The organism is Blastopirellula retiformator (genome assembly GCF_007859755.1).
In the GTDB taxonomy this organism is placed as follows: Bacteria; Planctomycetota; Planctomycetia; order Pirellulales; family Pirellulaceae; genus Blastopirellula; species Blastopirellula retiformator.
The window spans coordinates 258,009-284,025 of sequence record NZ_SJPF01000005.1; the positions used below are offsets into that span (position 1 = coordinate 258,009).

General features: G+C 58.1%; 23 protein-coding genes. 12 read left to right on the plus strand and 11 right to left on the minus strand.

All coding sequences use genetic code 11. The features are described 5' to 3' along the window. Nucleotides 1-18: 18 nt before the first annotated feature. Nucleotides 19-351, minus strand: a complete 333-nt coding sequence (locus Enr8_RS21215; protein WP_146435540.1) for a scaffolding protein — start codon at nt 349-351, stop codon at nt 19-21. 160 nt (nt 352-511) lie between these two features. Here Enr8_RS21215 and Enr8_RS21220 point away from each other — a divergent pair, with 160 nt between their 5' ends. Both Enr8_RS21220 and lpxA read left to right on the plus strand, forming a co-directional pair. Further along, entirely contained in the window at nt 512-1,096 is a 585-nt protein-coding gene (locus tag Enr8_RS21220; protein WP_146435542.1) for a DUF4339 domain-containing protein, read from the plus strand. Between the two features lie 199 nt (nt 1,097-1,295). Continuing rightward, complete coding sequence (gene lpxA / locus Enr8_RS21225; RefSeq protein ID WP_146435544.1) at nt 1,296-2,159, plus strand: acyl-ACP--UDP-N-acetylglucosamine O-acyltransferase; 864 nt, start codon at nt 1,296-1,298, stop codon at nt 2,157-2,159. Nucleotides 2,160-2,481: 322 nt separating this feature from the next. Here lpxA and ppdK read toward each other — a convergent pair whose 3' ends face one another. From ppdK to Enr8_RS21240, 3 genes are all read right to left on the minus strand, one after another. Then, nucleotides 2,482-5,160, minus strand: a complete 2,679-nt coding sequence (gene ppdK / locus Enr8_RS21230) for a pyruvate, phosphate dikinase (RefSeq protein ID WP_146435546.1) — start codon at nt 5,158-5,160, stop codon at nt 2,482-2,484. Between the two features lie 225 nt (nt 5,161-5,385). Continuing rightward, nucleotides 5,386-6,666, minus strand: coding sequence for a serine--tRNA ligase (gene serS, locus Enr8_RS21235; protein WP_146435548.1), 1,281 nt, complete (start codon nt 6,664-6,666; stop codon nt 5,386-5,388). A 20-nt stretch (nt 6,667-6,686) separates the two neighbouring features. Next, nucleotides 6,687-8,066: a dipeptidase gene (locus Enr8_RS21240; protein ID WP_146435551.1), complete on the minus strand. Its 1,380-nt coding sequence runs from the start codon at nt 8,064-8,066 to the stop codon at nt 6,687-6,689. A gap of 200 nt (nt 8,067-8,266) precedes the next feature. On the opposite strand from Enr8_RS21240, the gene Enr8_RS21245 reads away from it, so the two are divergent. From Enr8_RS21245 to Enr8_RS21255, 3 genes are all read left to right on the plus strand, one after another. Beyond that, nucleotides 8,267-8,620 carry an ATP-dependent Clp protease adaptor ClpS gene (locus tag Enr8_RS21245; protein WP_146435553.1) on the plus strand — a complete coding sequence of 118 codons (354 nt, stop codon included), beginning with the start codon at nt 8,267-8,269 and terminating at the stop codon, nt 8,618-8,620. A 79-nt stretch (nt 8,621-8,699) separates the two neighbouring features. Next, nucleotides 8,700-9,989, plus strand: coding sequence for a tRNA (N(6)-L-threonylcarbamoyladenosine(37)-C(2))-methylthiotransferase MtaB (mtaB, locus tag Enr8_RS21250; protein ID WP_246120190.1), 1,290 nt, complete (start codon nt 8,700-8,702; stop codon nt 9,987-9,989). Nucleotides 9,990-10,156: 167 nt separating this feature from the next. Continuing rightward, entirely contained in the window at nt 10,157-11,095 is a 939-nt protein-coding gene (locus Enr8_RS21255; protein ID WP_146435555.1) for a chemotaxis protein CheV, read from the plus strand. 392 nt (nt 11,096-11,487) lie between these two features. Here the strand turns inward: Enr8_RS21255 and Enr8_RS21260 are convergent, their stop codons facing one another. Continuing rightward, nucleotides 11,488-12,516, minus strand: a complete 1,029-nt coding sequence (locus Enr8_RS21260; protein WP_146429833.1) for an IS110 family RNA-guided transposase — start codon at nt 12,514-12,516, stop codon at nt 11,488-11,490. Between the two features lie 272 nt (nt 12,517-12,788). Between Enr8_RS21260 and Enr8_RS21265 the strand changes: the two genes are divergently transcribed. The 5 genes from Enr8_RS21265 (at nt 12,789) to Enr8_RS21285 (ending at nt 17,096) form a co-directional block, all read left to right on the plus strand. Beyond that, nucleotides 12,789-13,898 carry a hypothetical protein gene (locus Enr8_RS21265; RefSeq protein WP_146435557.1) on the plus strand — a complete coding sequence of 370 codons (1,110 nt, stop codon included), beginning with the start codon at nt 12,789-12,791 and terminating at the stop codon, nt 13,896-13,898. Nucleotides 13,899-14,027: 129 nt separating this feature from the next. Continuing rightward, a complete protein-coding gene (rdgB, locus tag Enr8_RS21270; protein ID WP_246120191.1) occupies nt 14,028-14,678 on the plus strand; it encodes an RdgB/HAM1 family non-canonical purine NTP pyrophosphatase in 651 nt (216 codons plus the stop codon). Between the two features lie 158 nt (nt 14,679-14,836). Continuing rightward, on the plus strand, nt 14,837-16,168 hold the full coding sequence (locus Enr8_RS21275) for a M20 metallopeptidase family protein (RefSeq protein ID WP_246120192.1): 1,332 nt from the start codon (nt 14,837-14,839) through the stop codon (nt 16,166-16,168). Nucleotide 16,169: 1 nt separating this feature from the next. Further along, nucleotides 16,170-16,529, plus strand: coding sequence for a hypothetical protein (locus Enr8_RS21280; protein ID WP_146435559.1), 360 nt, complete (start codon nt 16,170-16,172; stop codon nt 16,527-16,529). 45 nt (nt 16,530-16,574) lie between these two features. After that, the gene (locus Enr8_RS21285; RefSeq protein ID WP_146435561.1) at nt 16,575-17,096 is read left to right on the plus strand and encodes a hypothetical protein; all 522 of its coding nucleotides are present in this window, start codon (nt 16,575-16,577) and stop codon (nt 17,094-17,096) included. A gap of 165 nt (nt 17,097-17,261) precedes the next feature. Here Enr8_RS21285 and Enr8_RS21290 read toward each other — a convergent pair whose 3' ends face one another. The 5 genes from Enr8_RS21290 to Enr8_RS21310 form a co-directional block, all read right to left on the minus strand. Then, nucleotides 17,262-18,218 (minus strand): ABC transporter ATP-binding protein, encoded by a 957-nt coding sequence (locus Enr8_RS21290; RefSeq protein WP_186767797.1) that lies wholly within the window; start codon nt 18,216-18,218, stop codon nt 17,262-17,264. A 68-nt stretch (nt 18,219-18,286) separates the two neighbouring features. Next, nucleotides 18,287-19,321 carry an ABC transporter ATP-binding protein gene (locus tag Enr8_RS21295; protein ID WP_146435565.1) on the minus strand — a complete coding sequence of 345 codons (1,035 nt, stop codon included), beginning with the start codon at nt 19,319-19,321 and terminating at the stop codon, nt 18,287-18,289. 9 nt (nt 19,322-19,330) lie between these two features. Beyond that, entirely contained in the window at nt 19,331-20,392 is a 1,062-nt protein-coding gene (locus Enr8_RS21300; RefSeq protein ID WP_146435839.1) for an ABC transporter permease, read from the minus strand. 86 nt (nt 20,393-20,478) lie between these two features. Beyond that, entirely contained in the window at nt 20,479-21,396 is a 918-nt protein-coding gene (locus tag Enr8_RS21305) for an ABC transporter permease (RefSeq protein WP_146435567.1), read from the minus strand. Then, nucleotides 21,393-23,393, minus strand: a complete 2,001-nt coding sequence (locus Enr8_RS21310; protein ID WP_146435570.1) for a peptide ABC transporter substrate-binding protein — start codon at nt 23,391-23,393, stop codon at nt 21,393-21,395. The genes Enr8_RS21305 and Enr8_RS21310 overlap by 4 nt, the downstream gene beginning before the upstream one ends. 558 nt (nt 23,394-23,951) lie before the next feature. Between Enr8_RS21310 and Enr8_RS21315 the strand changes: the two genes are divergently transcribed. Then, nucleotides 23,952-24,437, plus strand: coding sequence for an ArsR/SmtB family transcription factor (locus Enr8_RS21315; protein WP_146435573.1), 486 nt, complete (start codon nt 23,952-23,954; stop codon nt 24,435-24,437). A 207-nt stretch (nt 24,438-24,644) separates the two neighbouring features. Here the strand turns inward: Enr8_RS21315 and Enr8_RS21320 are convergent, their stop codons facing one another. Then, on the minus strand, nt 24,645-25,262 hold the full coding sequence (locus Enr8_RS21320; RefSeq protein ID WP_186767779.1) for a TlpA disulfide reductase family protein: 618 nt from the start codon (nt 25,260-25,262) through the stop codon (nt 24,645-24,647). An 86-nt stretch (nt 25,263-25,348) separates the two neighbouring features. Here Enr8_RS21320 and Enr8_RS21325 point away from each other — a divergent pair, with 86 nt between their 5' ends. After that, nucleotides 25,349-25,849 carry a TrmH family RNA methyltransferase gene (locus tag Enr8_RS21325; RefSeq protein ID WP_186767780.1) on the plus strand — a complete coding sequence of 167 codons (501 nt, stop codon included), beginning with the start codon at nt 25,349-25,351 and terminating at the stop codon, nt 25,847-25,849. Nucleotides 25,850-26,017 lie beyond the last annotated feature (168 nt).

Here is a 26,017-nt window from a genome sequence, read left to right on the forward strand (position 1 = left end):
CTCCAACCCGTGTTTTCTCTAACCGCCGATGGTGCTGGCGCGGTACTTGGCTTCTTCCGCTTTTTGGATATACGACATATCGCGGGTCCCTTCGAAGGCCCGTTGATAGGTGACCGACAGGGCGGTGAAGTTGAACGGATCGGTCGGTTCCAGTTCGCAGACCTTTTCGGCATGCTCAACGGCCGACGCGTGATGCCCCAGCTTTTGGTAGACGACCGAGAGGGCCATGTGCGAGAGGACGTGTGCCGGATCGGCGGCGACCGCTTCCTCGTACTTGGCGGCGGCATCTTCCAGCTGATCGGCGTCTTTCAGCTTTTCGGCGGCGAGGAACAGTTCTTTGGCAGTCGACATAGGGACGCTTCTGGCTGATTGGAAACTAATAGAATGGGTCAATTCTTACCCCAATTATACGTGAATACGGGCGAATTCCCAGGGCGTGCAACCCGCAGCCGGCTTCGGTAAATTGGCGGATTGTGAGCGGTAAACCTTCCCTGTGACGTTGGCGTGACCCATGAGCGAGTACTACATCCGCATCGGCGGCGAGCATCGCGGCCCCTTTTCCCGGGCTCAACTAGAGTCGCAGCCAATGTCCGAATCGACGCCGGTGCGTCAGGATGGGACCGACCAGTGGCGGTCGGCGAGCGATTTTCCTGAACTGGCGGGGCTATTTCGCGGTTCCTTGGACCAGCAGTACGGAAGCTTTCGTGACCGACCAGAGGCATCTCCCTACGCGTCTCCCCAGGCTCACGCGTCGCCGACCGTGACGGCCGGAACGATTCCCAAGGTGATGGGGATGGTGTCGTGTGGGATTGGCATCCTGTCGTGGCTTTCGATGTTCGGCTTCTTCGGGTTCGTCGCCTATTTCGCAATCAAGCAAGAGCAGGACGGGGCGGAGCCGCTGGAAGCCATTTTTTTTACGATCGGCCTCAGTTTCTGTTTCTGTTTTCTGTTGATGCTAGCTGGGGTGTTGGTCGGCATTGTCGGCGTCGCCATTCCAGGCTCTGGCAAAGGCTGGTCGCTGGCGGGACTGATTCTCTGTGGGCTTCCGCTGCTGTTATTGCTAGGGCTGTTCCTGTTGGGGGCGGCGATCAGTTAAGGTTTTGCTCTTCACGTGGGCACGCCTTTCGAGGTAAAACCGAAGAGATTTCGCTCCCAGCGACGTTTTGACCGATACAATCGGCGCCAATTCGTCGATATATCGGGGAAGTGATGAAGATTAGGCTCGAAAATAGCAAGGATTCGCTAGCACGAGCCGCCGCAGGGCAAACCAACTTCCATCAGCAAAAGGATTTGCTGTGACAGAGATCCACCCGACCGCGCTCGTGTCGCCCCAGGCTCGTCTGGGCGCCGACGTTCAAATTGGACCATTTTGCGTTATCGAAGCTGGGGTGGAAATTGGCGATCGCTGTCGTCTGGAGTCTTTTGTTACGATCAAAACCGGCTCGAAGATCGGCTGCGACAATAAAATTTCCGATCACGCCGTTATTGGCGGGGGCGCTCAGCACATTCGAGCCCCGGAAAATCCAGGATCGCTGATCATCGGCGATCGCAATCAGATTCGCGAGTTCGCAACCGTCCACCGCGCTTTGCATGCCGGCGAACTGACCGTCATCGGCAACGATTGTCTGCTGATGGTTCAGGCCCACATCGGCCATGACAGCATCATCGGCAACAACGTAATCCTCACCAACAACGTGTTGGTCGCCGGGCATGTGGTCATCGAAGACCGCGCTTACGTCTCGGGCGCCGTGGCGATTCACCAGTTCTGCCGCGTCGGCCGCAATGCAATGGTCGGCGGTCAGGCTCACGTTGTGCAAGACGTTCCGCCGTATGTGACGGTTGACGGTTGCTCGAGCCTGGTGGTTGGCTTGAACCTGGTTGGCCTAAAACGGAACAACTTCGACGCGGCGACGATTCGCGACCTGAAGAAAGCGTACCGCATCCTGTATCGCTCGAACCTGACCAATGGCGAGGCGCTCGAGAAGATTCGGATGGACTTCGCCGGCTCCCCAGCCGGACACTTCCACACCTTCCTGGCGCCCAGCAAGCGAGGCTTCATTCAGGCCCGCAGCCGCGGCCGCCAGCGTCCGGTCGACGAACCAGTGAAACTGCGGGTGCTGCCGGGCGAACTGACCGAAAACGTCCGTCAGGCTGGTTAACGAGTCTCCAGACGCACGAAATCGAAACACGACGAACGCCGGCCTATGTGCCAGCGTTTTTTTATGCGCGGATCCCACAATCGGACGTAGGGTGGATGGAGCAAGCGCATCAAGGCTTGTTTCGCTCAAGCGGAGTTGCTCGCTTGCGCAACCCACCAATGAATTGAGACCGCATTGTTGGGCCAGCGCTGCGCTGCACCCAACCGCTTGACGTTCAAGACAGTCGCTACTGGGGATGGATCGCAAGAAAAGAAGAGGCCGTCCGCAAATGTGGACGGCCTCTCGATTTATCAAAGCGAATTGGCTTTACGGCCGCTTCGGCTTACTTCTTCTTTTTGCCGCCGTTGCGGATGGCGGCCTGAGCGGCGGCCAGGCGGGCGATCGGCACGCGGAACGGCGAGCAGCTGACGTAGTCGAGGCCGACGCGATGACAGAAGTCGATCGACGCCGGATCGCCGCCATGTTCGCCGCAGATGCCGACCTTCAGCTTCTTGCGAGTCGAGCGACCCTTGGTGACGCCCATTTCGACCAGCTGACCGACGCCGGAAGCGTCGAGCGACTGGAACGGGTCGACCGGCAGGATTTCCTTGCTCAGGTAATCCGGTAGGAAGGTGTTGATGTCGTCGCGGCTGTAACCGAACGTCATCTGAGTCAGGTCGTTGGTGCCAAAGCTGAAGAACTCGGCGTATTCGGCGACTTCGTCGGCGGTCAACGCAGCACGCGGAATTTCGATCATGGTACCGATCAAGATTCCGAGTTTGCCGTCAAATTTCTTGTCCGCTTTGACCTTGGCGATCGTTTCTTCGGCCTTCTCCCGCAGCAGTTTCAGTTCGGCGGCGGTGCCGACCAGCGGAATCATGATTTCGGCCTGGGCGTCGATGCGCTTCTTCTTGCATTCGATCGCCGCTTGGACGATGGCGGTCACCTGCATCTCAAGGATTTCGGGATAGGTGACGCTCAAACGGCAACCGCGGTGGCCGAGCATCGGGTTCGATTCGTGCAGCTGAGCGACGCGCGAGCTGACCTTGGCGGCGGTGACGCCAATTTCCTTGGCGATTTCGGCCTGGGCCTTGCTGTCGTGCGGCAGGAACTCGTGCAGCGGCGGATCAAGCAGACGAACCGTAACCGGCAGTCCCTTCATCGCGGTGAAGATGCCGACGAAGTCCTTGCGTTGGAACGGCAGCAAACGCTTCAGCGCCTTGCGACGGGTATCTTCCTCTTCGGCGAGGATCATTTCCCGCATGATGCCGATACGTTCGTCTTCGAAGAACATGTGCTCGGTGCGGCAGAGGCCAATGCCTTCGGCGCCGAAGTCGCGAGCACGCTTCGAGTCGGCCGGGGTGTCGGCGTTGGTGCGAATGCCGAGCGTGCGGTATTCGTCGGCCCACTTCATGATCTTGGCGAAATCGCCCGACAGTTTCGGTTCGCTGGTCGCGACCTCACCCAGCATCACTTCACCCGACGAACCGTCGAGCGAGAGGATGTCTTTCGGGCCGTAGGTCTTGCCGCCGACTTTGATCTTCTTCGCCTTGGCGTCGATTTCGATCTCGCCGGCGCCAGCGACGCAGCAACGACCCCAACCGCGAGCGACGACCGCCGCGTGGCTGGTCATACCGCCGGTGCTGGTCAGGATGCCGGCCGCGCTGTGCATGCCGTCGATGTCTTCCGGGCTCGTTTCTTTACGAACCAAGAGGACCTTTTCGCCGGCCTGGGTGCGAAGCACCGCTTCTTCGGCGGTGAAGGCCAGGGCGCCAACCGCGGCGCCCGGCGAAGCCGGCAGGCCGCGAGTTAGGACGGTGGCCGAACCCTTGGCGGCCGCGTCAAAGCTCGGCAGCAGCAACTGGGTCAGGTCGTTGGCCGGAATCCGCGACAGGGCGGTCGGCTCGTCGATCAGGCCTTCTTTGACCATGTCGCAGGCGATCTTCACCGCAGCGGCGCCGGTACGCTTACCGGTGCGGGTCTGCAGCATGAACAGGTCGCCCTTTTCGATCGTGAACTCGATGTCCTGCACGTCTTTGTAGTGCGATTCGAGCGTGTCTTTGATCTCGAGCAGTTGCTTGTAGACGGCGCGGTTCCACTTCGACATTTCCGCAACCGGTTGCGGCGTGCGGATACCGGCGACGACGTCTTCACCCTGAGCGTTGATCAGGAATTCGCCGTAGAACTTGTTCTGGCCGTTGGACGGGTTACGGGTGAACGCAACGCCGGTACCGGAGTCATCCCCCATGTTGCCGTAGACCATCGACTGCACGTTGACGGCGGTGCCGAGCAGGCCGCGGATGTTTTCGACTTCGCGGTAACGGACGGCGCGGGAAGTGTTCCAACTCTTGAAGACCGCTTCGATCGACAGTTCCAGCTGCTTCAGCGGATCCTGCGGGAAGTCTTCGCCCGTTTCCTTCTTGTAGACCGCCTTGTAGGCTTCGCATAGTTCGATCATGCCTTGAGCCGGCACGTCAGTGTCTTGCGAGACGCCGTACTTCAGCTTGATCTTCGAGAACGCTTCTTCAAAGCTGTGGTGGTCCATGCCCATCACAACGTCGCCGAACATGTTGATCAAGCGGCGGTAGGCGTCGTAAGCGAAACGCTCGTTGTTGGTGGCGTTGGCCAGGCCGACGACCGACGTATCGGTCAGACCGAGGTTGAGAATCGTGTTCATCATGCCCGGCATCGAGACGGCGGCGCCGGAGCGAACCGAAACGAGCAGCGGGTTCTTGTCGTCGCCGAACTTCTTCTTCAGCTCTTTTTCGAGCGTGGCGATGCACTTGGCGACGTCGTTCGACAAGGTCTTGGGCAGCTTCTGACCGCCCTTGTAGTACATGTCGCAGACTTCGGTCGTGATGGTGAACCCAGGCGGAACCGGCAAGCCGATCTTGGTCATTTCGGCCAAGTTCATACCTTTTCCGCCGAGAATCGCTTTGCTGACCCCTTTGCCTTCGGTCTTCGTTTTACCGAAGTAGTAGACCATCTTCGCGCTTTTGGCAGCCGCCTTTTTTTTCGCCATCTTTTCAAACCTTCTGTACGTTGAGGTGTACGATGCGTGTGTTCGGGAACGTCCGTCGATGTATGGTTTCGAGCTATGGCGGCGCCCGGTTAGGGGCGGTTTCTCCTACCACAGGTCGGTATCTGCAAGCGAGACAAAGCCAGCAATGTACTGGAGGCTTCTTTTGAGCGTCAAGTACACAAGAGATGCGCAGACCCTGGTTTTTGGCCGAAAACGGGGCGTTTTTTACTTCGCCGTGATCTTGTCGACCCCCATGAAGGGACGCAGCGCGGCCGGGACCTCAATCGAGCCGTCCGCTTGCTGGTAGTTTTCTAGAATGGCGATAATTCCGCGGCTGATGGCGATCGCAGTGCCATTTAAGGTATGGGCGAAGTGCGTCCCCTTCTCCCCTTTGACCTTGTAGCGAATGTTCAGCCGGCGAGCCTGGTAGTCGGTGCAGTTCGACGTGCTGGTCACTTCGCCCCATTCCCCCGCTTCGCCGCGGCCGGGCATCCAGGCTTCCAGGTCAAACTTGCGATAGGCCGGGCCTCCCAGATCGCCGGTCGCCGTATCAACGACGCGGTAAGGAATCCCCAATCCATCGAAGATCTGGCATTCCAGATCGCAGAATTTGTCGAGCGTCGCGTCGCTTTGGTCGGGCAGCGTGAAGGCGAACATTTCGACCTTCGTGAACTGGTGCACCCGGTAGAGGCCGCGCGAGGCCCGGCCCGCCGAGCCCGCTTCGGTGCGGTAGCAGTGGCTGACGCCGCAGAATAGCTTCGGCAGGTCTTCCGCTTCCAGAATTTTTCCCGAGTTCATCCCGCCCAGGGTGATTTCGGCCGTGGCGACCAGATTCAAGTCGCTGTTTTCGACGCTGTAGATCTGCGTTTCGGGGCCGCGGGGAATGAAGCCGACCCCATGCAAAATCTCGGTTCGCGCCAGGTCCGGAGTGATTGTCGGCGTGAAGCCTTCTTTGATCAGCAGGTCGAGGACATACCGCTGTAGCGCCAGTTCGAGCAGCACCGCTTCGTTTTTCAGGAAGTAGAACCCGGCGCCGGCAACTTGGGCGCCCGATTCAAAGTCGATCAGGTCCAACTTCTCACCCAACTCGACGTGATCAAGCACCTTGAAGTCGAACTTCCGCGGCTCGGTCTTGCCGCGACGCAGTTCCAGGTTCGCTTGGTCATCGGCGCCGATCGGAGCAGCCGGGTGAGTCAGGTTGGGGATCAGCCGCAGCAAGTCGGTGATCTCGGCTTCGAGCCGATCAACTTCTTTCTGGGCGGCGTCCTTTTGTTCCCGCAGCTTGCGGCCTTCTTCGATGATCTTCGGCCGCTCTTCGGCCGAGGCCTTGCCGATCTGCTTGCTGGTTTCGTTGGCGCGACGGTTGAAGTCCTCCGTTTCCTGCTGCTTCTGGCGGCGTTCCGTTTCGAGCGCAGCCACTTTGGCGACGTCGGCGGTAACGCCCCGTTTTTCGCAGTTTTCTTGGACGAGGTCGACGTTGTCGAGGACGAACTTACGATCAAGCATGATAGACGGACTGGGGGAAATTAGTCTTGGTTCGGGGTAATCTTGCTCAGCGTGTGCCACAAAGCGGCGCTCGCCTTGATGCCGCGATGGTAGTCGGCCAGGCAGAACTTTTCGTTGGGGCTATGCGTGTTATCGTCATTCAAGCCCCAGCCAAGCAGCAGAACGTCGACGCCAAGTTGCTCGACGAAATTGGTCACGATCGGAATCGAGCCCCCTTCGCGAATGAAGACTGGCGGACGGCCGAAGCCTTTTTCGATCGCCGATGCGGCCGCCGACATAAACGGACTGTCCAGCGGAACCACAAAGCCAGGCGCCCCGTGGAAGTCGATCAGCTCCATCTTGATGCCCGGCGGAACGATCGCTTCCAGGTGCTTGGTCAGCGACTCGGTCAGTTGCTTGGGATCTTGTTGGGGTACCAGGCGAAAGCTGAACTTGGCCGAAGCTTTGGCGGGCAAGACGGTCTTGGCGCCTTCCCCTTGGTAGCCCGACGTGATGCCGTTGATGTCGAACGTCGGGCGGGTCCAGCGGCGCTCCAGCGTCGAATAGCCCGTTTCGCCCGAAAGTCCTTCAACGCCGATCGAACGCATGAAATCGGCTTCGCTGAAATCGAGCGATGCAAATTGATCGCGCTCTTCGTCGGTCAGCGGATCGACGTCTTCATAGAAGCCGGGGACTTGAACGCGTCCCTTGTCATCGATCAGCGAGGCGAGCATTTTCGCCAGCGTGTTGGCCGGGTTGGTCACCGCGCCGCCAAACGTGCCGCTATGCAGATCTTGTTTTGGACCGGTCAGCTTCAACTCGTAGTAGGCGATTCCCTTCAGGCCATAGGTAATCGCCGGCTGCCCCGGGCCAAACTGGCTGGTATCGCTGATGACGACCACGTCGCACTCGAGCATTTCGTCATGTTCTTTGATGAACGGAACGAGGTGCTCGCTGCCGATTTCTTCTTCCCCTTCGATCAAAAACTTGACCTGAATCGGGAGCTTGCCGACCGACTTCATCCAGGCTTCCACGCTCTTGACGTGGGTCAGCATCTGACCCTTGTCGTCGGTGGCGCCACGGGCATAGACATTGCCGTCGCGGATGGACGGCTCAAACGGCGGACTCTTCCATTCGTCGAGCGGTTCCGGCGGTTGGACGTCGTAATGGCCGTAAACGAGCGCGACCGGAGCGCCTTCGACGGCCGGGCTCTCGGCATAGACGATCGGGTGGCCGTCGGTTTCGTAGACTTTCGTCTCGAAGCCGAGCTCCCCAAATTGCTGGTGCAGCCACTCGGCCGCTTTGCGAACTTCGTCCTTGTAGCGGCTGTCGGTGCTGATGCTGGGGATCTTCAGCAGCTCGCAAAGATCGGCTTCGAATTTCGGGCGATTGTCGCTCAAATACGTCTGTAGTTCAGACATGAATGCTCAAGAATCAAATGTAAGAGGGGCGGTAGGAATTGACCGCAAAAATACTTTCCGATAGAGACAGCGGTACAATATAATGGCAGGCCGCGTCTTCGAGTATGCCACATCCAACGGCGGGAAACTGTTGGAGGCATGACGTTTACGCGAATTCGCCACATCCTTTGGTTGGACAGAAGAGGCTTTGGACGGAAAGCATGGTGAATCAAGAATCAGCGGTCGCCGAACCGGGTGAAGCCACAACGGTAAAATCGAAACCGAAAAATGATCCCAAGCGGAAGAAACAGCCACGTTACAACGTCATCCTGTGGAACGACGATGATCACACGTACGACTACGTGATCTTGATGATGCGTGATCTGTTTGGCTTGGCCTTGGAAGCTGGTTTCAAGATTGCGGAAACCGTCGATCGGACCGGCAAGGCGATTTGTTTGACCACGACCCGCGAACATGCAGAGTTAAAGCGAGACCAGATCCATGCTTATGGCCGCGACGCGTTGATGGCCCGCTCGAAAGGTTCGATGTCCGCGACGATTGAGCCGGTTGAATAGCCGCAAATTTCCCCAATTCACAAATTGAACGACCCCGAACCGATCCACGCGTTGCGCCGGATCGGTTATTTTGTTGGCGATGATGACCGAAAAAGCGCTAAAAACCGTTACCCTGGGCTGCAAAGTCAACCAATACGAGACTGAACTGGTTCGTGAGGGCTTGGTAACGGCCGGGTATCGCGATGTCGCCGAGGGCGAATCGGCTGATCTGTGTGTGGTAAACACCTGCACCGTCACCAATGAGGGGGACGCCAAGAGCCGCCAGGTGATTCGCCGGCTAGCCCGCGATAACCCCGATTCCCGCATTGTGGTGATGGGTTGCTATGCGACCCGGGCGCCTGGCGAGTTGGCGGCGCTGCCCAATGTGGTCGAAGTGGTCGAGAACAAGCGGGAAATCCCCGATCTGCTGGGACGCTTTGGCGTGATCGACGTTCCGACCGGGCTGTCAACGTTCGGCGATCGGCATCGCGCCTATGTCAAGGTTCAGGACGGATGCCTGCTTCGCTGCACCTTCTGCATTATTCCGACCGTACGGCCCGAAATGTACAGTCGCCCGGCGGCTGACATTTTGGAAGAAGTGGCCCGGCTGGCCGACAACGGTTTCCGCGAGATCGTGCTGACTGGAATTCACCTGGGGCACTTCGGCGTCGACTTGAACAAGGGAAAGCCGAAGTCGGAGTGGATGCGACTGGCTCACTTGGTGCGGGATCTGGCAAAGCTCGACGGAGACTTCCGCGTTCGCATGAGCAGCATCGAAGCGACCGAAGTGACTCGCGAACTGATCGACGTGATGGGCGAGTTTCCCGATCGCGTTTGTCCACATCTGCACATCTCGATGCAAAGTGGTTCGGACGCGGTCTTGCGGCGGATGCGACGTCGCTGGGGCGCCCAGCGGTTTGTCGATCGCTGCAAGTTGCTGAAGGAGCGTCTCGATCAACCGGCGATTTCGACCGACATCATTGTTGGTTTCCCCGGCGAGACCGACGCTGAGTTTGAAGAGACCTGCGCTGTGTCGCGGGAAGTCGGTTTCTCGAAGATCCATATCTTTCCGTTTAGCCCCCGCAAGGGAACGCCGGCGGCTGAGATGTCCGATCACATCCCGGGCGACGTCAAAGCCGATCGCCGTCGCCGCTTGGCGGAGGTCGAGACCGAAGCGCGGGAAATCTATTTCCGCTCGCTGGTCGGCAAGCGGCTCGCGGTGCTGGGCGAAGCGGCCGAGACCGACACAGCCGGACAAACGGTCGTGCGGGGGACCGCGTGTCGCTACGCTCCCGTTTCTTTCGCCGCTGACGCCGATGCGGTTGGCAAATTGACCCAGGTCGAGATCTCACAGGCGCAGTCCGAGTTGCTGTTAGGCGCCGCCCGTTAGTTTTGCAACGGCCTGGGGGCGTCAGCGCGGTTGTAGCGAAGGCGCAAACCTTATGATCGTTTGATCTGGCGGATGCTAGCGTTTTCTGGCTCGCACGACGTTCGCTGCCGATGAAAGGGGGGAAAGCGTAGATCTCTCTCCAGTGGGCAGAACGTAGCGAGAATCCCGTGGCGACAGCGACATCGAATGCGAAAGAGACCGGTATCCTGTTAGAAGCCGGCACCAACGAAGCGGAAATTCTAGTTTTTCAGGTCGGGGAGCAGTACTTTGGCGTGAACGTCGCCAAGGTCAAAGAAGTGTTGGAAATTGGCGAAGTGACCGCCATTCCGCATGGCCATCCTTCGATTGAGGGGCTCGCGCAGATTCGTAACGAGGTCGTTACCTTGGTGAATCTCGCCCACTATCTCTACGGAGATGAAGAGTTCCCCGAAGTGGCCGGCAAAGACTACATGTTGCTACTCGAATTCAATTCGCAGCAACTCGCTTTCCGCGTCCAGCGAATTCAACGGATCTATCGCGTCAGTTGGAAGGCGACCAAGCCGCTGCCGGAAGCGCCCGGCATGACCGCGCCGATTACCAGCGTGATTCTGCTCGACGGGCGCTTGATTCAGATTCTTGACTTCGAAACGATCGGCAACAAAATTGGTCACATCGACCAGTCCTCGTCGGTCGAAGATCATCAAGTCGAACGTATCGAAGCGGCTGATTGCCCGATCGTGTTCGCGGAAGATTCGCGGATGATCTCGGAGATGATTAGCGATTCGCTCGAAGCGGCCGGATTTACCAACGTCCGCGGCTTCACCGATGGCGAAGACGCACTTCGCTACCTGCAGAGTCTGTCGGCGGAGCATGACGCGTCGACGATTCGCTCGGCGGTCAGCGTCGTGGTGACCGATGTCGAAATGCCGCGGATGGACGGCTTTAGTCTTGCCAAGCAGATTCGCAGCAACGACCAGTTGGCCCAACTGCCGATCGTCATCTTTTCGTCGCTCGTTTCGCGCGACAACGAAAAGAAGGGGAAGCAAGTTGGCGTCACCTGCCAGGTCGCGAAGCCGCGATACGAAGAGTTGGTAAATCGGATCCGCGAAGCGGCGGGGATTATCTAGAAGTAGATGCCGCGTAACTGGCGCCACCTATAGGAAGTCCCCTGTCAAGGCAGACCCTCTCCGGGCCTTCGCCCTTCTTTCTTTTTTGCAGGGGAAGGGGCTTGTAGGTTAACGGTTGATCTTGGGACGCTGCTGGTTCGGTTGACGTTGCGTCGTTGGGCTGGAGAGTCGTGTTCGCTTTTGTCCGCTTTATGTCAGGGGCTTTTAAGGTTCGCCCAGGCACCTATTGGAGACTCTTCCATGCGGAGGTCTATGCGGATATCGGAGCGTTTCCTGTTCGGAAGGGAGCGGGTTCATTCATGCTCGGGAACTCGAGGTTCAATGGCGCCACGGGAACTCCGCTCCTGGCTCTAGCTGCGGTTTCAACTTCATTCCAGGCTCAACGATTCGTCTTACGAACTGGCGATCGCCGGATCATAACTTTTTCCAGTTTTCCACAGGCTCCACAACGTCGTCGCCAGGCTGCGGGCCACGTTGCGACGAGCCGTCGCGGGATTTAGTCCTTTCTCTTGAGTCCAGTGGCGATATTTTTCTGCGAACGGGCTGCCCGACTGCGCGATGGCGGTTCTGGCGGCGCCGATCAGGACGCTTTTCAGCGGGCGACTTCCCCGTTTGCTAAGTCGTACGCGTTGCGGACCGCTGCCGCTATGACGTCGCTCGAGACCGAGCCCGCAGTAACGCCACAGGGCCGATTTACTGCGAAAGCGGTCTGGCGTGTCGATGTAAGCGTAAAAGGTCGCCGCACGAATCGGGCCGACGCCCGGCGCCTCTAAAAAGCGGCGAATCGGCGGCTCTTTGCGACCGAGTTGAATGAGCCTGGCTCTGATTTCTTCCTCCTGCTGCAGCAACAGTTCGTAGACTTTCAGGACAAGATCGAGGTCTTCGTGCAGCACTTTGCGGCGCGGCAGCTTCTTCCACAACTGCTGTCGTTGTTCAGGATCGAGCACGTTGCCGATCGAAGTAAAAACGCCCTGCCGACGCAGCAACGCCGTTAGTTGATTCCCTTGTCGAACGCGTTCGCGAACCCGATCGTGATAAAACGCCACGTGCAGTTTCAGTAACGCTCGATCGACCGAGTCGACTTGATGAACCTCCTTGAGAAATCCGCCGCGAAGCAACTGCGCGAGCCGCTTCGCATCAATCGCATCATCCTTGTCCCCCTCTTTGGCGACATAGGCGTTTCTCCGCGGATCGCAGACCACCAACCGGTCGACGTAAGGACGTAAATTGCGAGCCAGCCAATCAGCCAGCGGCCCCTCCTCGAAGGTCAATTCCCGCGGCCGTCGATACGCTTCGAGCGCCTCAATCAGGGCTGGAATGGCGGTATCGCAAGGCATCTCTTGGACCACCTTCCCTCGGGAATTCAGGACGGCGATCTGAGTAAACTCGCAATGTGTATCAAACGCGATAAAATAGGCCACGGCCGGGCTCCTTGTTGGAAGGCATCGAGACGTTGAACATCTTCAAATGCTAACCCACATTGAGCCCCGGCTTCCTATATCTTCATGCTCTTCCGTCGAAGACGCCGTAAGGGCATGGCAACTGCTGCTAGCAGCACCCTCTCTTTCTTCTCCAGATTTCCGCTCAAGATTCGCCTTGCTCTGGCCGGGGGGATTTTGCTACTGTTCGCCCCGGTCGCGCGGCTTCGTTGTGTCGCGGCAAACTCAACGTCCATGCGAATTTGAGAGCAAGGATGCGAAACCTACAACTTACTCTGGCGGCGGTTCTTGTTTTGGCGACCAGTGCGGCAGCGCTGGCGCTTCCCCCCTGGGCTCGCCTGATTCCGTTCAAAAGCGTCGACGCGGATGTGAACGAAGAATACAAGCTGACCGACTCCAACGGTCCCTGGATGATCATGGCGACTTCCTTCAGCGGTCCTGGCGCCGCGCAGGACGCCCACAATCTGGTGTTGGAACTTCGCAAAGATCACAACATGGAAGCGTACGTCTACGAGCAATCGTATGACTTTACGGAGACGATCGACGGTCTTGGCTACAACCAATACGGCGAACGCAAGAAGATGCGATACGCCGACGAAGGGAAGTACACCAGCATCGCGGTGTTGGTCGGCAACTTCGATTCGGTTGACGATAGCAAGTTGAAAGACGCGCTGGATGATCTCAAGAAAGCCCATCCCAAGTGCCTTTCAGGCGACAATTCGGAGACGTCACAGCACGACGCGATTAAGTACTTGCGACGCAAGATTCGCGAAGCGGTCACCACCGACGAGAAAGCAAAAAAAGGTCCGATGGGGCACGCCTTCGTTTCCCGCAATCCGCTGCTGCCGGACGAATACTTCCAGCAAAAGGGAGTTGATCCGCTCGTGCTGAAGATGAACGACGGCGTCGCCAACAGCCTGCTCGACTGCGAAGGCAAATATAGCGTGCGGGTCGCCACCTTCACCGGCGCCACCGAAGTTGACGCCAAGAAGATCCAGGAAATTGTCGAGGGAAACATCGTCAGCGGCAGTCGGTTGGCCGTCGCCGCCGAAAAAGCGGAACGCCTGACCGCCAAGTTGCGCAAACAAGGGGTTCCGGCCTATGTCTTCCATGATCGCTCGGAAAGCATGGTGACGGTCGGTTCGTTCAATTCGGTCGGCACCGAACGGTCCGATGGTAAGATGGAAATCGATCCGCAGATCAACCGAGTCATCAATGACTTCCGCGCTACGCCGGTTCCGGGAACCGCCAACTTCACGCCTAAGACGATCGATGGAGTTCCGTTTGACGTTCAGCCGGTGCCGGTCACCGTGCCGAAAAAGAGCGTCGGCTCCTCCTACGCCAAGTGGAACTTCCTGAAGTAACGCTTGCTTCCGATCGATCGCTACCGAAGCCACACAGGCCTCTCATCCAACCAGATGAGAGGCCTTTTTCTTTTTCCGCAGGCCCCCTGGTTGGTCAACACGGCGGCGCTGCTACATTGGCGGCCAAGCATGGATTTATTGGTCGAGGAAGCGATGGCGAAAAAACGATTGCTGGTACTGGGGACCCACAACAAAAAGAAGGGCGCCGAAATGGCGACGCTGCTCGAGCCGCTAGGGATCGAGCTACAAACCCTGGCCCAATCGCCGGGCGCCATCGAAGTCGAAGAAGACGCCGATTCGTTCTCGGGAAATGCCGAGAAAAAGGCGATCGAGCAAGCCGTGAACCTCGGAATGTGGGTTTTGGCCGAAGATAGCGGCCTGTGCGTCGATGCGTTGGCAGGGGCGCCGGGCGTCTATTCTGCCCGATTTTCGGGGCCTGAGGCGACCGACGAGTCCAATAACCAGTTGCTGCTGGAAAAGCTGGCTGACGCGGCCGACGCCCGGCGGACGGCGCACTACGTTTGTTGTATGCGGCTGGCGTCCCCCAGCGGCGAGATCATGGCGGCCAGCGAAGGGATCTGCCGCGGCCGCATTGTGTACCAAGAACGTGGGAGCGGCGGGTTCGGTTATGACCCGCTATTTGAGCTGATCGAGTATCGCCGCACGTTCGGCGAAATGGGTGGAGCGGTCAAATCGGTGCTGAGCCACCGAGCGAGAGCTTCCCGCCGCCTGATGCCGCAACTAAGGCAGTTGCTGATCGCTGGGAAGTGGGCGAATTAGTCGCTAGCAAAAAAAATGAGCGAGCCGTTTGGATGATGTCGGCTCGCTCTTTATGAAATGTAGACCGTTAGATGACCTCCGTAAGGTAGCAAAGCAGTTATAATCTTTGCAATAGCATTTGGACAAAATCGGAAGAATTTCTCGCCGGAGCGGCAATCGTGACTAGACGACAAATCATTCCAGCTTTGTTGGCTGCATGGATAGCGGTCTCGATTCCGGCGCTCGTGCGGGGGGAAACCGCCGACCAGTGGGTCGATCAGAACCTGCCCCAGCTGATGGAAATCTACAAAGATCTCCATAGTCACCCGGAGGTTTCGTTCGAAGAAGCGAAGACCGCGAAGAAGTTGGCGAGCTTTTTGGGTGACGCCGGCTATGAGGTGACGACCGACGTCGGGGGGCATGGCGTCGTCGCTGTCCTGAAAAACGGCGATGGGCCAACTTTGATGTTGCGATGCGATATGGATGGGCTGCCGGTCACCGAACAAACGGAATTGGTTTATGCGTCGCAAGAAAAAATCACCACCGCCGACGGAGTCACCACCGGCGTGATGCATGCCTGCGGGCACGACATTCACATGACCAACATCATTGGCGTCGCTCGGTATCTGGCCTCGCATCGCGACCTGTGGCAAGGGACGCTGGTCGTAATCTGCCAACCGGCCGAAGAGCGTGGCGGCGGCGCCAAAGCGATGCTGGAAGACGGCCTGCTGACGCGTTTCCCGAAACCGGACCATGCGCTTGCCCTGCATGTTTCGGCGACATTGCCGGCCGGCAACGTTGGCTATCGCGCTGGGTACGCCATGGCGAACGTCGACAGCGTCGATATCACCGTACGCGGTCGCGGCGGACATGGCGCCTATCCGCACACGACAATCGATCCGATCGTCCAGGCGTCGGAGCTGGTGATGTCGCTGCAAACGATCATCAGCCGCGAAATCAAGCCGATCGATCCGGCCGTGATCACCATCGGCTCGATTCATGGCGGCACGAAGCACAACGTGATCGGCGATCGCTGCGACTTGCAGCTGACCGTTCGCAGCTATGGCGACAAAGTTCGGTCGCAATTGCGTGACGCCATTATCCGCCGAGCCAAGGCGATTGCTCAAGCCTACGGGGCGCCAGAGCCGACAATCGTTTACTCCGAAGGAACGCCGAGCCTGTTCAACGACCAAGAATTGGCGAAGCAGCTGGTTGAGGTGTTCCGCAAGACGCTGGGGGACGACCATGTCGAGCCGTGCGAACCGTCGATGGGAGGCGAAGACTTTGGCCGCTATGGCCGGGCAGGAGTGCCGATCTTGATGTTCCAGCTTGGCTCGGTCGACCAGAAGCGGTTAGACCGGTTTGCCGAATTGGGGCAGCCGCCGCCTTCGCTGCATTCCCCGTTTTACTATCCGGACGTTGAGCCGACGCTAAAGACTGGACTGCGGGCAATGATTGCAGGCTCGCTCGACCTACTGAAGGCGCCGCCTGCCGAAGAACAACGCAACTAGCATGCAGAACCTGTGGACAGGCCTGATTGTCGTCGGTTATTTGCTGGTGATTGCGGCGGTTGCGGCGACAATGCGATCGGCCCAGGTTTGGGCATTAGCGGAGCTCGATACGGCGGACAGCCGACAGCAATGGAGTGACTTTCGGCAACAAGTGCAAACCGAGATGGAAGAGGGGGGAGCGCCGGTAGCTCGCAGCGTTCCCAGGAGCGCCGAACCTCCCACTTTTGTGTTGCTGCGGGATCATTTTTACGTGCTCCTGGCCTTTGTTTTGCTGATAGTCTCGCTGCTTTACTGGATGACGGCATGGATGATTTCGGGCGCCTTGCGAACCTCGGCCCCAGCTGGCGACTCTCGGTCGTAGCAGGACCCCTGCCCGTTTTCACTTTCGTTGAATTAGAATAGCGACATGAGCCCCTCCAGTCGTCAAAACGAAACGCGTCAACCAGAGCTGCTGGTGCAGCACTGGCCGCTGACGCAGTCTCCGTGGGAAACGGGGGTCATGGCGATCGCTTTCGCCGCGGTGGGGCTGATCGCGTATTACGCGTCGAGCAGTTGGTCACTCGGCTTGCTCTGTATGGTGCTGCTATTGCTGACGTCGTGGCGGATGTGGTTGCCGGCGACCTTCGAGATCGGCCCGCGCGGCATCGTCCAGAAGAATCTGTGGGGCCAACGCCGAATTCAATGGCGGAGCGTCGACAGTTGTCAGACGCAGCGCAAAGGGGTGCTCGTCTATCTGCTGGCCGACGCCTCGGCGGCGGCCGAACTGAGCAACGTCTACATCTCGGGGCCAAGCCAGGTCGATGAGATCTGCGAGATCGTCGACTACTACCTACAGATTCGCCGCTCTGGAGGCGGATCGTCCATCTTGCGGCACGACGACAGCGCCGACTCGATCGACTCGCCGCCAATTTCGGCCTCTCGCTCGTAGGTTCGCCTAGAGCGGTTTTCTTCAATCTTTAGCGTTGTGGCTGGTTGCGGCCGCGCTGGTCGGCGTTGACCTGCATCGACGAATCTTGAGGATTCGCCTGCTTCGGTCGCCTTGACCAGCTTGCCTCACCAACGCCAGAAACGCTACTGCTATCAGAAAAACGCTCTAGAGCGAGCTCGCGTCAACCTTAAAGCAGGCCGCCTTGTGCGCGCCACCTTCTAGCTTCGGCGGTTGGCTGCGGCAGATAACCTCGTCGACGATCGGGCAGCGATCGGCAAACGGGCAGCCCGGATATTCTTTATCAGGCGAAGGAACTTCTCCCTGCAGCACGACGCGCTGACGCGTTCGCTCCAGCGCCGGATCGGGGACCGGAATTGCTGACAGTAACGCCTGCGTGTAGGGGTGCTGCGGCGATTCGTACAGCGCTTCGGCCGGCGCCATCTCGACAATGCGGCCGAGGTACATCACGCCAACGCGGGTCGAGATATGTCGAACCACCGACAAGTCATGCGCGATGAACAAGTACGACAGTCCCAGCTTCTGCTGCAGGTCCATCAGCAGGTTGACGACCTGGGCCTGAATTGAAACGTCGAGGGCCGAGACCGGCTCGTCGCACAGGATCAGGCGAGGGCGAACCGCCAAAGCGCGGGCAATGCCGATCCGCTGTCGCTGACCGCCGGAAAACTCGTGCGGATAGCGGTTGATGTAGCGGGGGTTGAGCCCGACTAGTTCCATCAGCCGCATCACTTCCAACTTGCGATCGACCCCGCGAGCCAGATTGTAGATTTTGATCGGTTCGCCAATGATCGAGCCGACCGTCATGCGCGGATTGAGCGACGCAAACGGGTCTTGGAAGATCATCTGCACGTCGCGGCGATAGGGACGCATCGCGGCGCCCGTCAGCCCGTCCACGCGACGGCCGTTGATGTAGACCGCGCCTTCGGTCGGCGGAGTGAGGTTGAGAATCGCTTTGGCGGTGGTCGATTTGCCGCAGCCCGATTCGCCAACCAAGCCGAGCGTTTCCCCTTCCCGCAGCGAAAAGCTGACGCCGTCCACGGCGCGGACAAAGCCGGTTTCGCCGGTGAACAAGCCTCCCCGTCGAAACGGGAAGTGGACCTTCATGTTGCGCACTTCAAGCAGCGGCGGGGTCGCCGGCGTTGCGAGAATCGGTTCCACTGTCGTTTCCACCGTCACGATTGATCCTCGCTAACCTGCGACGTCGCATCATGGCGCGGCGCTTCATCAATGTTGACCAGGCAGGCGTAGCTGCCGTCGTTGGCGTCGACCAGCGGCGGGTCGACCTGGCTGCACTTGTCGATACTGAACGGGCAACGCGGACGGAACGAACATCCGGCCGGCAGCTTGGAAAGGTCGGGCGGCTGGCCCGGGATCGGCCGCAGTTCAGCTTCCAGTTGATCGACGCGTGGGGCCGATTCGAGCAGGCCGAGCGTGTAGGGATGCCGGGGGTTCTGGAAGAGTTCGTCGACGGTCGCTTTTTCGACGACGCGGCCGGCGTACATCACTTGCACGCGATGAGCGATGTTGGCGATCACGCCCAAGTCGTGCGTGATCATCAGGATCGCGGTTCCTTCCAGCAGCTGCAGCTCTTTCATGAGCTCCAGAATCTGAGCCTGGATGGTGACGTCGAGCGCGGTGGTCGGTTCGTCGGCGATCAAAATGTCGGGTTTGCACGACAGAGCCATCGCGATCATCACGCGTTGCCGCATGCCGCCAGAGAATTGATGCGGATACTCAAAGACCCGCTTGCTGGCCGACGGGATGCCGACTTTCTCGAGCATTTCAATCGCGTGGAAGGTCGCCTCTTTGGCCGAGAGGCCCAAGTGCCGCCGCGTCACCTCGGTCAGCTGATCTTCGACGGTCAGGAACGGGTTGAGCGCGGTCATCGGATCTTGAAAGATCATCGCAATTCGGTTGCCGCGAATGTGCGACAGCTCGTTATGCGACATCTTCAGCAGGTCTTGTCCGCGATAGAGGGCCCGCCCCGAGACGATCTTGCCTGGCGGTTGCGGAATCAGCCCCATCAGCGCCAGCGAGGTGACCGACTTGCCAGAGCCTGATTCGCCGACGACGCCCAGCGTTTCGCCGGCGTTCAGTTCCCAGTCGACGCCCCGCACGGCCGTGACTAGGCCGTCGTCGGTGTTGAACTCGACGCGTAGGTCTTCGACGCGAAGGAGCGGTTCGTGCGTGTTGCTTGTTGACGCCATGCCGGTTCCTTAGCGATTTTTCATGCGGGGATCGAGCGCGTCACGCAGGCCGTCCCCCAGAAAGTTGAGCGAGTACAACGTCGAGGCGAGTGCGATCGCCGGGAAGACGATCAGCCACCAGTAAATCCGGATCGGCGTGATCACCTTCAGCCCTTCGTTGGCGAGCAAGCCCCACGAAACGTTCGGCTCTTCGACGCCGATCCCCAGGAAGGAGAGGAACGCCTCGAAGAGCATCACCGACGGAATCGTCAGCGTCAGGTAGACGATCACCACGCCTAGCACGTTAGGAACCAGGTGCACAAAGACGATCCGGCCCGGGCTGGCGCCGATCGTGCGAGCGGCGTCGACAAATTGTTCATGTTTTAGGCTGATCACCTGGCCGCGAACGACGCGGGCCATCGTCAGCCAGTAAATGGCGCCGATCAGAAAGTAGAACGCCACGATTCGGTTGATGCCGAACGACTCCAAGCTTTCTTTGATCGACGGTTCACTGATCACCATCACCACAAAAATCACGATGAAGATGAACGGGATCGAGTACAGGATGTCCACCACCCGCATCATTGCGTCGTCGACATGTCCGCCGACAAAACCGCTGATGGCGCCATAGCTAACGCCGATGATCAGAGAGACGAACGTCGCGACGATGCCAACGATTAAACTGACGCGAGCGCCCCAGAACAAGCGGGAGAGCAGGTCGCGGCCGAGGTGGTCATTGCCGCAATAGCTGGGGATCGCCCAGTCGCCAAATATCGAGAGACGCAAGCGAATAAGCGCTTCGTCGAACGCACTGGGGTTATTCCAGAGCGTATTGATTTTCGCGTCCAGGGCTTCGCCGGTCATTTCCGCCAGTCCAAGCGTCGCCGGATCGCCATTGGGCGCTGCAAACGAGCGATCGCTGAGGTGCTGATCCACAGGCGATTGAAGTGGGAAGAGCGGCGTTAGAATCGCGGACAGGCTAAGAAGAACTAATAAAAGTAGTGCTCCCATCGCCACCCAGTTGCGGCGCAATCGGCGCCACGCGTCTTGCCAAAGCGACACGCCATGAATCGCGTTGGCGTCGTTTAGCATCTGACGATAGCGATCTAACGGCGGCAGTGCGTCTTCGAAGTTGCGGTTTTTCGAATTCAAGGGGATGAGCCGAGTTCAGAGGAATGCTATTTCAGTTTGATCCGTGGATCGAGCAACTGGTAGGAGACGTCGACCAGCGTATTCATGACCAGCACCAGTGCGGTCGAAACCATCACGATCCCGAGCGAAGTGGTGTAGTCGCGCTGGGTAACCGCTTCGATGAAGTGGGTTCCCAGCCCAGGCAGGAAGAAGATCCGCTCAATCACCAGCGAGCCAGTCAAAATGCCGGCCACCGCCGGACCCAAGTACGAAACGACCGGCAACAAGGCGCCGCGAACCGCGTGCTTTAACACGACGGTGCTCGACATAAGTCCCTTGGCGTAGGCGGTGCGAATGTAGTCTTGTCCCAGCACGTCGAGCATGCCGGTTCGCGTCAGTCGCGAGATATACGCGGCGAACGGCGCCGCCAAGCAAATTGCCGGCAGGACCATGTCGATCGGCTTACCCCAACCGGCCGCCGGGAACCATTTCAGCTGGAAGACGAAGATCAAGATTGCGATCCCCGCCAGCACAAAGTTAGGGACGGCAATCCCTATGGTGGCCAGTGAGCGAAACATGACGTCAAGGAGCGAATTACGCCAGAGGGCCGAGATGATGCCCGCCGAAAGCCCCAAGACCAACGCCAATGCCATCGCCAAAATGCCGAGCGTTGCGCTAACCGGGAAACCTTCTGAGATGATCTCGCTAACTTCGTAATCATTGAGCACTTGGCTTGCGAGGAAGTCGCCGTAGCAGGCGTTGCTCAGATAGTGCCAATATTGGACCGGCCAAGGATCGTTCAAATGAAAGCGATCTCGTCGCATTTTCTCGATTTCCGGCGGGTACGAGCGTTCGCTCGACATCGGACCGCCAGGTACCGAGAGCATCAAGAAAAAGCTGAATGTGTATACCAGCCAGAGCGTGATCAAGATCCAGATTGCTCGGCGAACTAGAAAACGAGTCAACGAAGTCCCTCCGCAGCGAAAATGCGTTGTTTTTCCGCCTCGTCGATTTCCAGGATATGCAATGGATGCAAGTCCTGAAGATTTGGGTAGAAATTCTTGACGTACGGACGAACGATGTTCATCGAAACATAGTAGTAGATTGGCAAGATTGGCGCTTCGTCCATCAGAATCTGCTCGGCCTCGCTCAGCATCTCAAGTCGTTTCGCGGGATCGGGCTCGGATTGTGCGTCGTGGATGAGCTGATCATACTCAGCGTTGCTCCAGCCTGTCTGGTTGTTTTCGCCATCGGTCACAAACATATCGAGAAAAGTATTGGGATCGGGGTAGTCGGCGGTCCAGGCAGCGCGACTTAGATCAAATTCTAAGTTTTTCTGCGAAGCGAGATAGACGCTCCATTCCAGATTGCGCAGCTCAACATCAATCTGCAGATTCTTCTTCAACTGCTGTTGGATCACCGATGCGATGTCTTTGTGCGCTTCGTGGGTATTGTAGAGAATCTGGATCTTGGGGAAGCCTTTGCCGTCCGGAAAGCCTGCTTCCGCAAGCAAACGTCGCGCTTCCTTCGGATCATATTGGCCAGTATGGCCGCCAGCATATCCCGGCAGACCAGTTGGAACTAAGCTGTCGGCAGGAACCTGTCCGGCGCGGGTGATGTATTTGACGATTTCTTCTTTGTCAATCGCCAGATTCAAAGCGCGGCGGACCGACGGATTATCCAGCGGCGGGCGAGTCGTGTTCACTCGGTAAAAGTACGTCGTCAACATCGGCGAGATTCGCAAGTCAGGAAGTGAACCTTCATCGCGAGCGGCGTCTCGTTCTTGCAGTTTCTCTAGAGCGGGAATCGGGATGCTCGTTTCCCAGTCGATTTGGCCATTCATGTACATGTTCAACATCGTCGTGTCGGACTGCACCGCCAACGCGTCGATAATGTTCAGTTTCACATTTTCCGCATCCCAATATTTGGGGTTCTTTCGAAGGCGGATCCGATCACGTATGCGGCGGAATTCGAGCGTGAATGGGCCATTGGAGACGATGTTTTCCGGCTTGGTCCACCTGGGATAGCCATAGGTTTCGATGCAAGTTCGGTTGACCGGGTGCATCGGATAAAAGGCGACCAGATCAAGGAAATAAGGAGTTGGATTGGCGAGAGTAACGACCAGCGTATGATCGTCCGTCGCTTTGATGCCGACTTCGTCCCAGTGAACCGTCAGGAAGTTGACTTGCTGGACGTCAGGCACATCCTTCAGAATCTTCTTAAGAACGACGTTTTCTTCCGAGAGTTTGACGAACGTTTGCGTTTCGCCGTCAGCATCCCAATCGATTTCGCCGTCCTTGGTCGGTTGCACGTTCACGACGAAGTACTTGCCGGTTTTGGCGTTTTCGTCTTCACCGACCGTTACTACGTTGATCTCTTGGAGAATGCCTGAGCGAATGGTCCCGCGAGGATAATGTTGTTCGGAATTGCCATCGATCGCCGGCGACATTTTAGGGCCCGAACGGTCCGCCATCTCGATCTCGACCCGATCGCCGACTTCGACCTTGGATAACGAGTATTTCTCCGCGTTTTTCACATACCACAATTGGTAGGCGTATTCCGAGGGAAGTTGTGGGTGAAGAAAACGCTGCCAACTAAAGACCCAGTCGTGGGCGGTAACCGGTTCGCCATTGGTCCAAACCGAGTCCTCCCGAATGTGGAAGGTATAAGTCAACTTGTCATCCGACAACTCGTAAGACGTCGCCTGTCCTGGGGCCGTGATCATGGTGGTCGGATCAGCCGGATCGGGGAGTCGCTGATAGAGTCCCTCAAACAGGGCCTCTATCACCCGTCCTTCCGGAACTCCAGTTACCATCTTCGGGTCAACCGACTTCACTTCGGTCCCATTGGCGAACGTAAAATCGGCCGGCGGGAGGTCGCTGAACTGGAGCACGGTCGCCAGCGCGATCGCCGTCAGGCCCAGCAAAGCGAGTGGAAGGAGATAGCGCAGCGGGAATTTCATGATTTTGCGCAAACATTTGATAGTGCGGATACGACGACCTAATGTCTGAATGTAGGCGGCGGGCCGATGGAACTCAACCTGTTTTCCCCATGATGGTTAGGTAGTTTGGCCCTTTTTGTTGCTGTGGCAGTTTTTTCTCCACAAGAGTTTTTTTGTTTTCGGGTTCCCGTGGAGTTTCAATATCTAAGCTATTCCGTTTTCACATGAACATTCTTAGAATGCGAAACGTACTCACATCAATTCGGGCGCAAGGCATTTGTTAGTCTTCTAGCTAGGAAGACAATTTTTTTGCTTGCTTGTCGACGCGAAGGAAATCGTTTCGACGAGATGGGACAGCTTTTGCGGATTTTGTTTTAGTCGGACCGCAGGAGTACTGATACGCAAGCGCGCTTCGTTGGAACCTTGTTGCGCCGCGCGAATGAGTCGCGATTTCTCATTCGCCAATTCCCGGCGTCACATCTGCCGCGTTTTGCTTACGCATCCTGCTGTTCGATGCACACGGTTTACGACCATCGTATCCCCGTGCGCGGTAGATGTATCACACAAGGAACTCAGCACATGACGCTAGCGCAAGACTACGCGTACAGCTCGCTATCGGACCGCCCCGCCACCCCGCGAACCTTTCCGCCGAACGAGAACGGAAGCGTCTCGGCCGAAACAGCGCCTGCTCCGGCTCCGGCGCCAACTGGCCCCGATCCGCTGAATGACGGAACGGCCAAAGATCTCGTTCAACTCTTCAAACTATTGGCGGACGAAACCCGCTTGCGGATTCTCTGCTTCCTGCTGCAAGAGAAAGAATTGAATGTTCGCACCCTGTGCGAATTGCTCGGCCAAAGCCAACCGGCCGTCAGTCACCACTTGGCGCTGATGCGGGTAGCGGGACTGGTCGATTCGCGCCGTGACGGCAAGCACAACTTCTATCGTATTTTGCCCGACCGCGTCGGCGAACTGTTGGAGCTGTTGTTCCAGCAAACTCCTGGCGTCGCCAATAGCGAACTCCGCGTGCAAGAACACTGCGTACGCTACTTTACCGTATCGCAGTAGGTCGGTTTGACTCGCCACTAGCTGCCTGTTGAAAAATGCCATCGTGGCATTTTCCAACCTCGCCAGTCTCAGAGCATAGCTCTTCGCGGCTCGCAAAATAACGACTTACGTCGTTATTTTGGGATCGCGTCCGTGCGATCACGCAGTCCGTCGAGAAAATCAACGGACTGCTAGCAGCCAAAGTCGGAGAGGCTGGCCGCGGTCGATTTAACGATGGTTCGCGGCCAGCAACTCGACGACGAGGCTCTCGACGTCGGCATAAGTGAACGCGTCCTCTTCGGAGGAGACGCTGGAATTGTCAAAGCGTTTGGCGAGCGTGCCATCCTGGGCGTAAACATAAACCGCTGGCGGCGAGCCGAGTTTCAACTTCTCGAGCATCGTATCGACGTCGTCGCCGGCGAGGACGTTATCAAACGTCGCGCCGAACTTCTCCAGGAACGGTTTGACTTGCGGGATGTAGTCGGCGGCCGGTTTGTTCGGCAAGCCGATATAGTCCAGGCTGACGCTCACGCAGACGACTCCTTGGTCGGCGTATTGGCGGTCGAGATCGACCAGCCCGGGGAATTCTTTCAAGCACGGGGGGCAATCGGTCGCCCAGTAGTCGACCACCACCACCTTGCCCCGCTGGCTCTCGACCAGCATCCGGATCCCCTCGTAGTCCAGAACGCGGACGGTCACTTCTTTCGGCGGCGCTGCCGCCGCCGGCTTCGGCGCGACGGTCGCTTCGCCCGTATCGGATGGCCCCGGCGCACTTGGCTTTGCACAGCCGACGGCAAGCAAACCAGGGAGCATGACCGCCAGCGCGATGTGTCGTAGAGGTTTCACAGGCAGATCCTTCGCTATCTTTTCGGGATGGGTGGGTGACACTAGCATAAGGAATTCTCGATTATCGCCCAACTCACCCGATGCAAATGTCTGATTTCGAACATCTCCGGCATAAACCTCCCACGGCCCTCGACGAACCGCGACAGTTGATCGTCGCCTGCTGCCAATTGCGGAGCAACGTCAATCTGTCACGGATTGTGCGAACCGCGTCGTGCTGCGCCGTCTCGCGGGTGATCGTCACCGGCAACATGAAGATCGATCCGAAAATCGCCCGGGATGGCGCCGAGCAATTGCCGATTTCACGACATCGCTCGTTGCCGCCGGTGCTGCGCGATTTGAAGAAAGAAGGATATCGCCTGGTCGGGCTTGAGCAAACAACCAACTCGGTCGACATTCACCACTTCTCATTCGTGCGGAACACGGTGCTGGTGATCGGCAACGAACGGCAAGGCACGCCCGACGACGTGCTGCGGCTGCTGGACGACGTGGTGGAGATCCCGGTTTACGGCATGCCCTATAGCTTTAACGTGGCGACCGCAACCTCGATGGCGCTGTACGAGTTTTGCCGTCAGTTTCCGACTGGCTAGTACGCGTTTCGTCGTCTTCAATTTGTAGGTTGGGTGCAGCGCAGCGCTGGCCCAACGATGCGGTCGCAAGCGAATCACATTTCTTGATCGGATGAGAACTGATCGCGATTGCTCCAACGCCCCAACATTTCTTTCTTGCGATTTCGTGGGGCGAAGACATGCTCTTCT

Coding starts and splice junctions, on each gene's coding strand:
- Enr8_RS21290 (WP_186767797.1), bottom strand. CDS start 18,218: ATGAAGGTCCACTTCCCGTTTCGACGGGGAGGCTTGTTCACCGGCGAA.
- serS (WP_146435548.1), bottom strand. CDS start 6,666: ATGCTTGATCGTAAGTTCGTCCTCGACAACGTCGACCTCGTCCAAGAA.
- Enr8_RS21240 (WP_146435551.1), bottom strand. CDS start 8,066: ATGTCTGAACTACAGACGTATTTGAGCGACAATCGCCCGAAATTCGAA.
- Enr8_RS21285 (WP_146435561.1), top strand. CDS start 16,575: ATGAGCCCCTCCAGTCGTCAAAACGAAACGCGTCAACCAGAGCTGCTG.
- rdgB (WP_246120191.1), top strand. CDS start 14,028: ATGGATTTATTGGTCGAGGAAGCGATGGCGAAAAAACGATTGCTGGTA.
- Enr8_RS21220 (WP_146435542.1), top strand. CDS start 512: ATGAGCGAGTACTACATCCGCATCGGCGGCGAGCATCGCGGCCCCTTT.
- Enr8_RS21245 (WP_146435553.1), top strand. CDS start 8,267: ATGGTGAATCAAGAATCAGCGGTCGCCGAACCGGGTGAAGCCACAACG.
- Enr8_RS21310 (WP_146435570.1), bottom strand. CDS start 23,393: ATGAAATTCCCGCTGCGCTATCTCCTTCCACTCGCTTTGCTGGGCCTG.
- Enr8_RS21295 (WP_146435565.1), bottom strand. CDS start 19,321: ATGGCGTCAACAAGCAACACGCACGAACCGCTCCTTCGCGTCGAAGAC.
- mtaB (WP_246120190.1), top strand. CDS start 8,700: ATGATGACCGAAAAAGCGCTAAAAACCGTTACCCTGGGCTGCAAAGTC.
- Enr8_RS21280 (WP_146435559.1), top strand. CDS start 16,170: ATGCAGAACCTGTGGACAGGCCTGATTGTCGTCGGTTATTTGCTGGTG.
- Enr8_RS21315 (WP_146435573.1), top strand. CDS start 23,952: ATGACGCTAGCGCAAGACTACGCGTACAGCTCGCTATCGGACCGCCCC.
- Enr8_RS21325 (WP_186767780.1), top strand. CDS start 25,349: ATGTCTGATTTCGAACATCTCCGGCATAAACCTCCCACGGCCCTCGAC.
- Enr8_RS21215 (WP_146435540.1), bottom strand. CDS start 351: ATGTCGACTGCCAAAGAACTGTTCCTCGCCGCCGAAAAGCTGAAAGAC.
- ppdK (WP_146435546.1), bottom strand. CDS start 5,160: ATGGCGAAAAAAAAGGCGGCTGCCAAAAGCGCGAAGATGGTCTACTAC.
- Enr8_RS21300 (WP_146435839.1), bottom strand. CDS start 20,392: ATGCTAAACGACGCCAACGCGATTCATGGCGTGTCGCTTTGGCAAGAC.
- Enr8_RS21265 (WP_146435557.1), top strand. CDS start 12,789: ATGCGAAACCTACAACTTACTCTGGCGGCGGTTCTTGTTTTGGCGACC.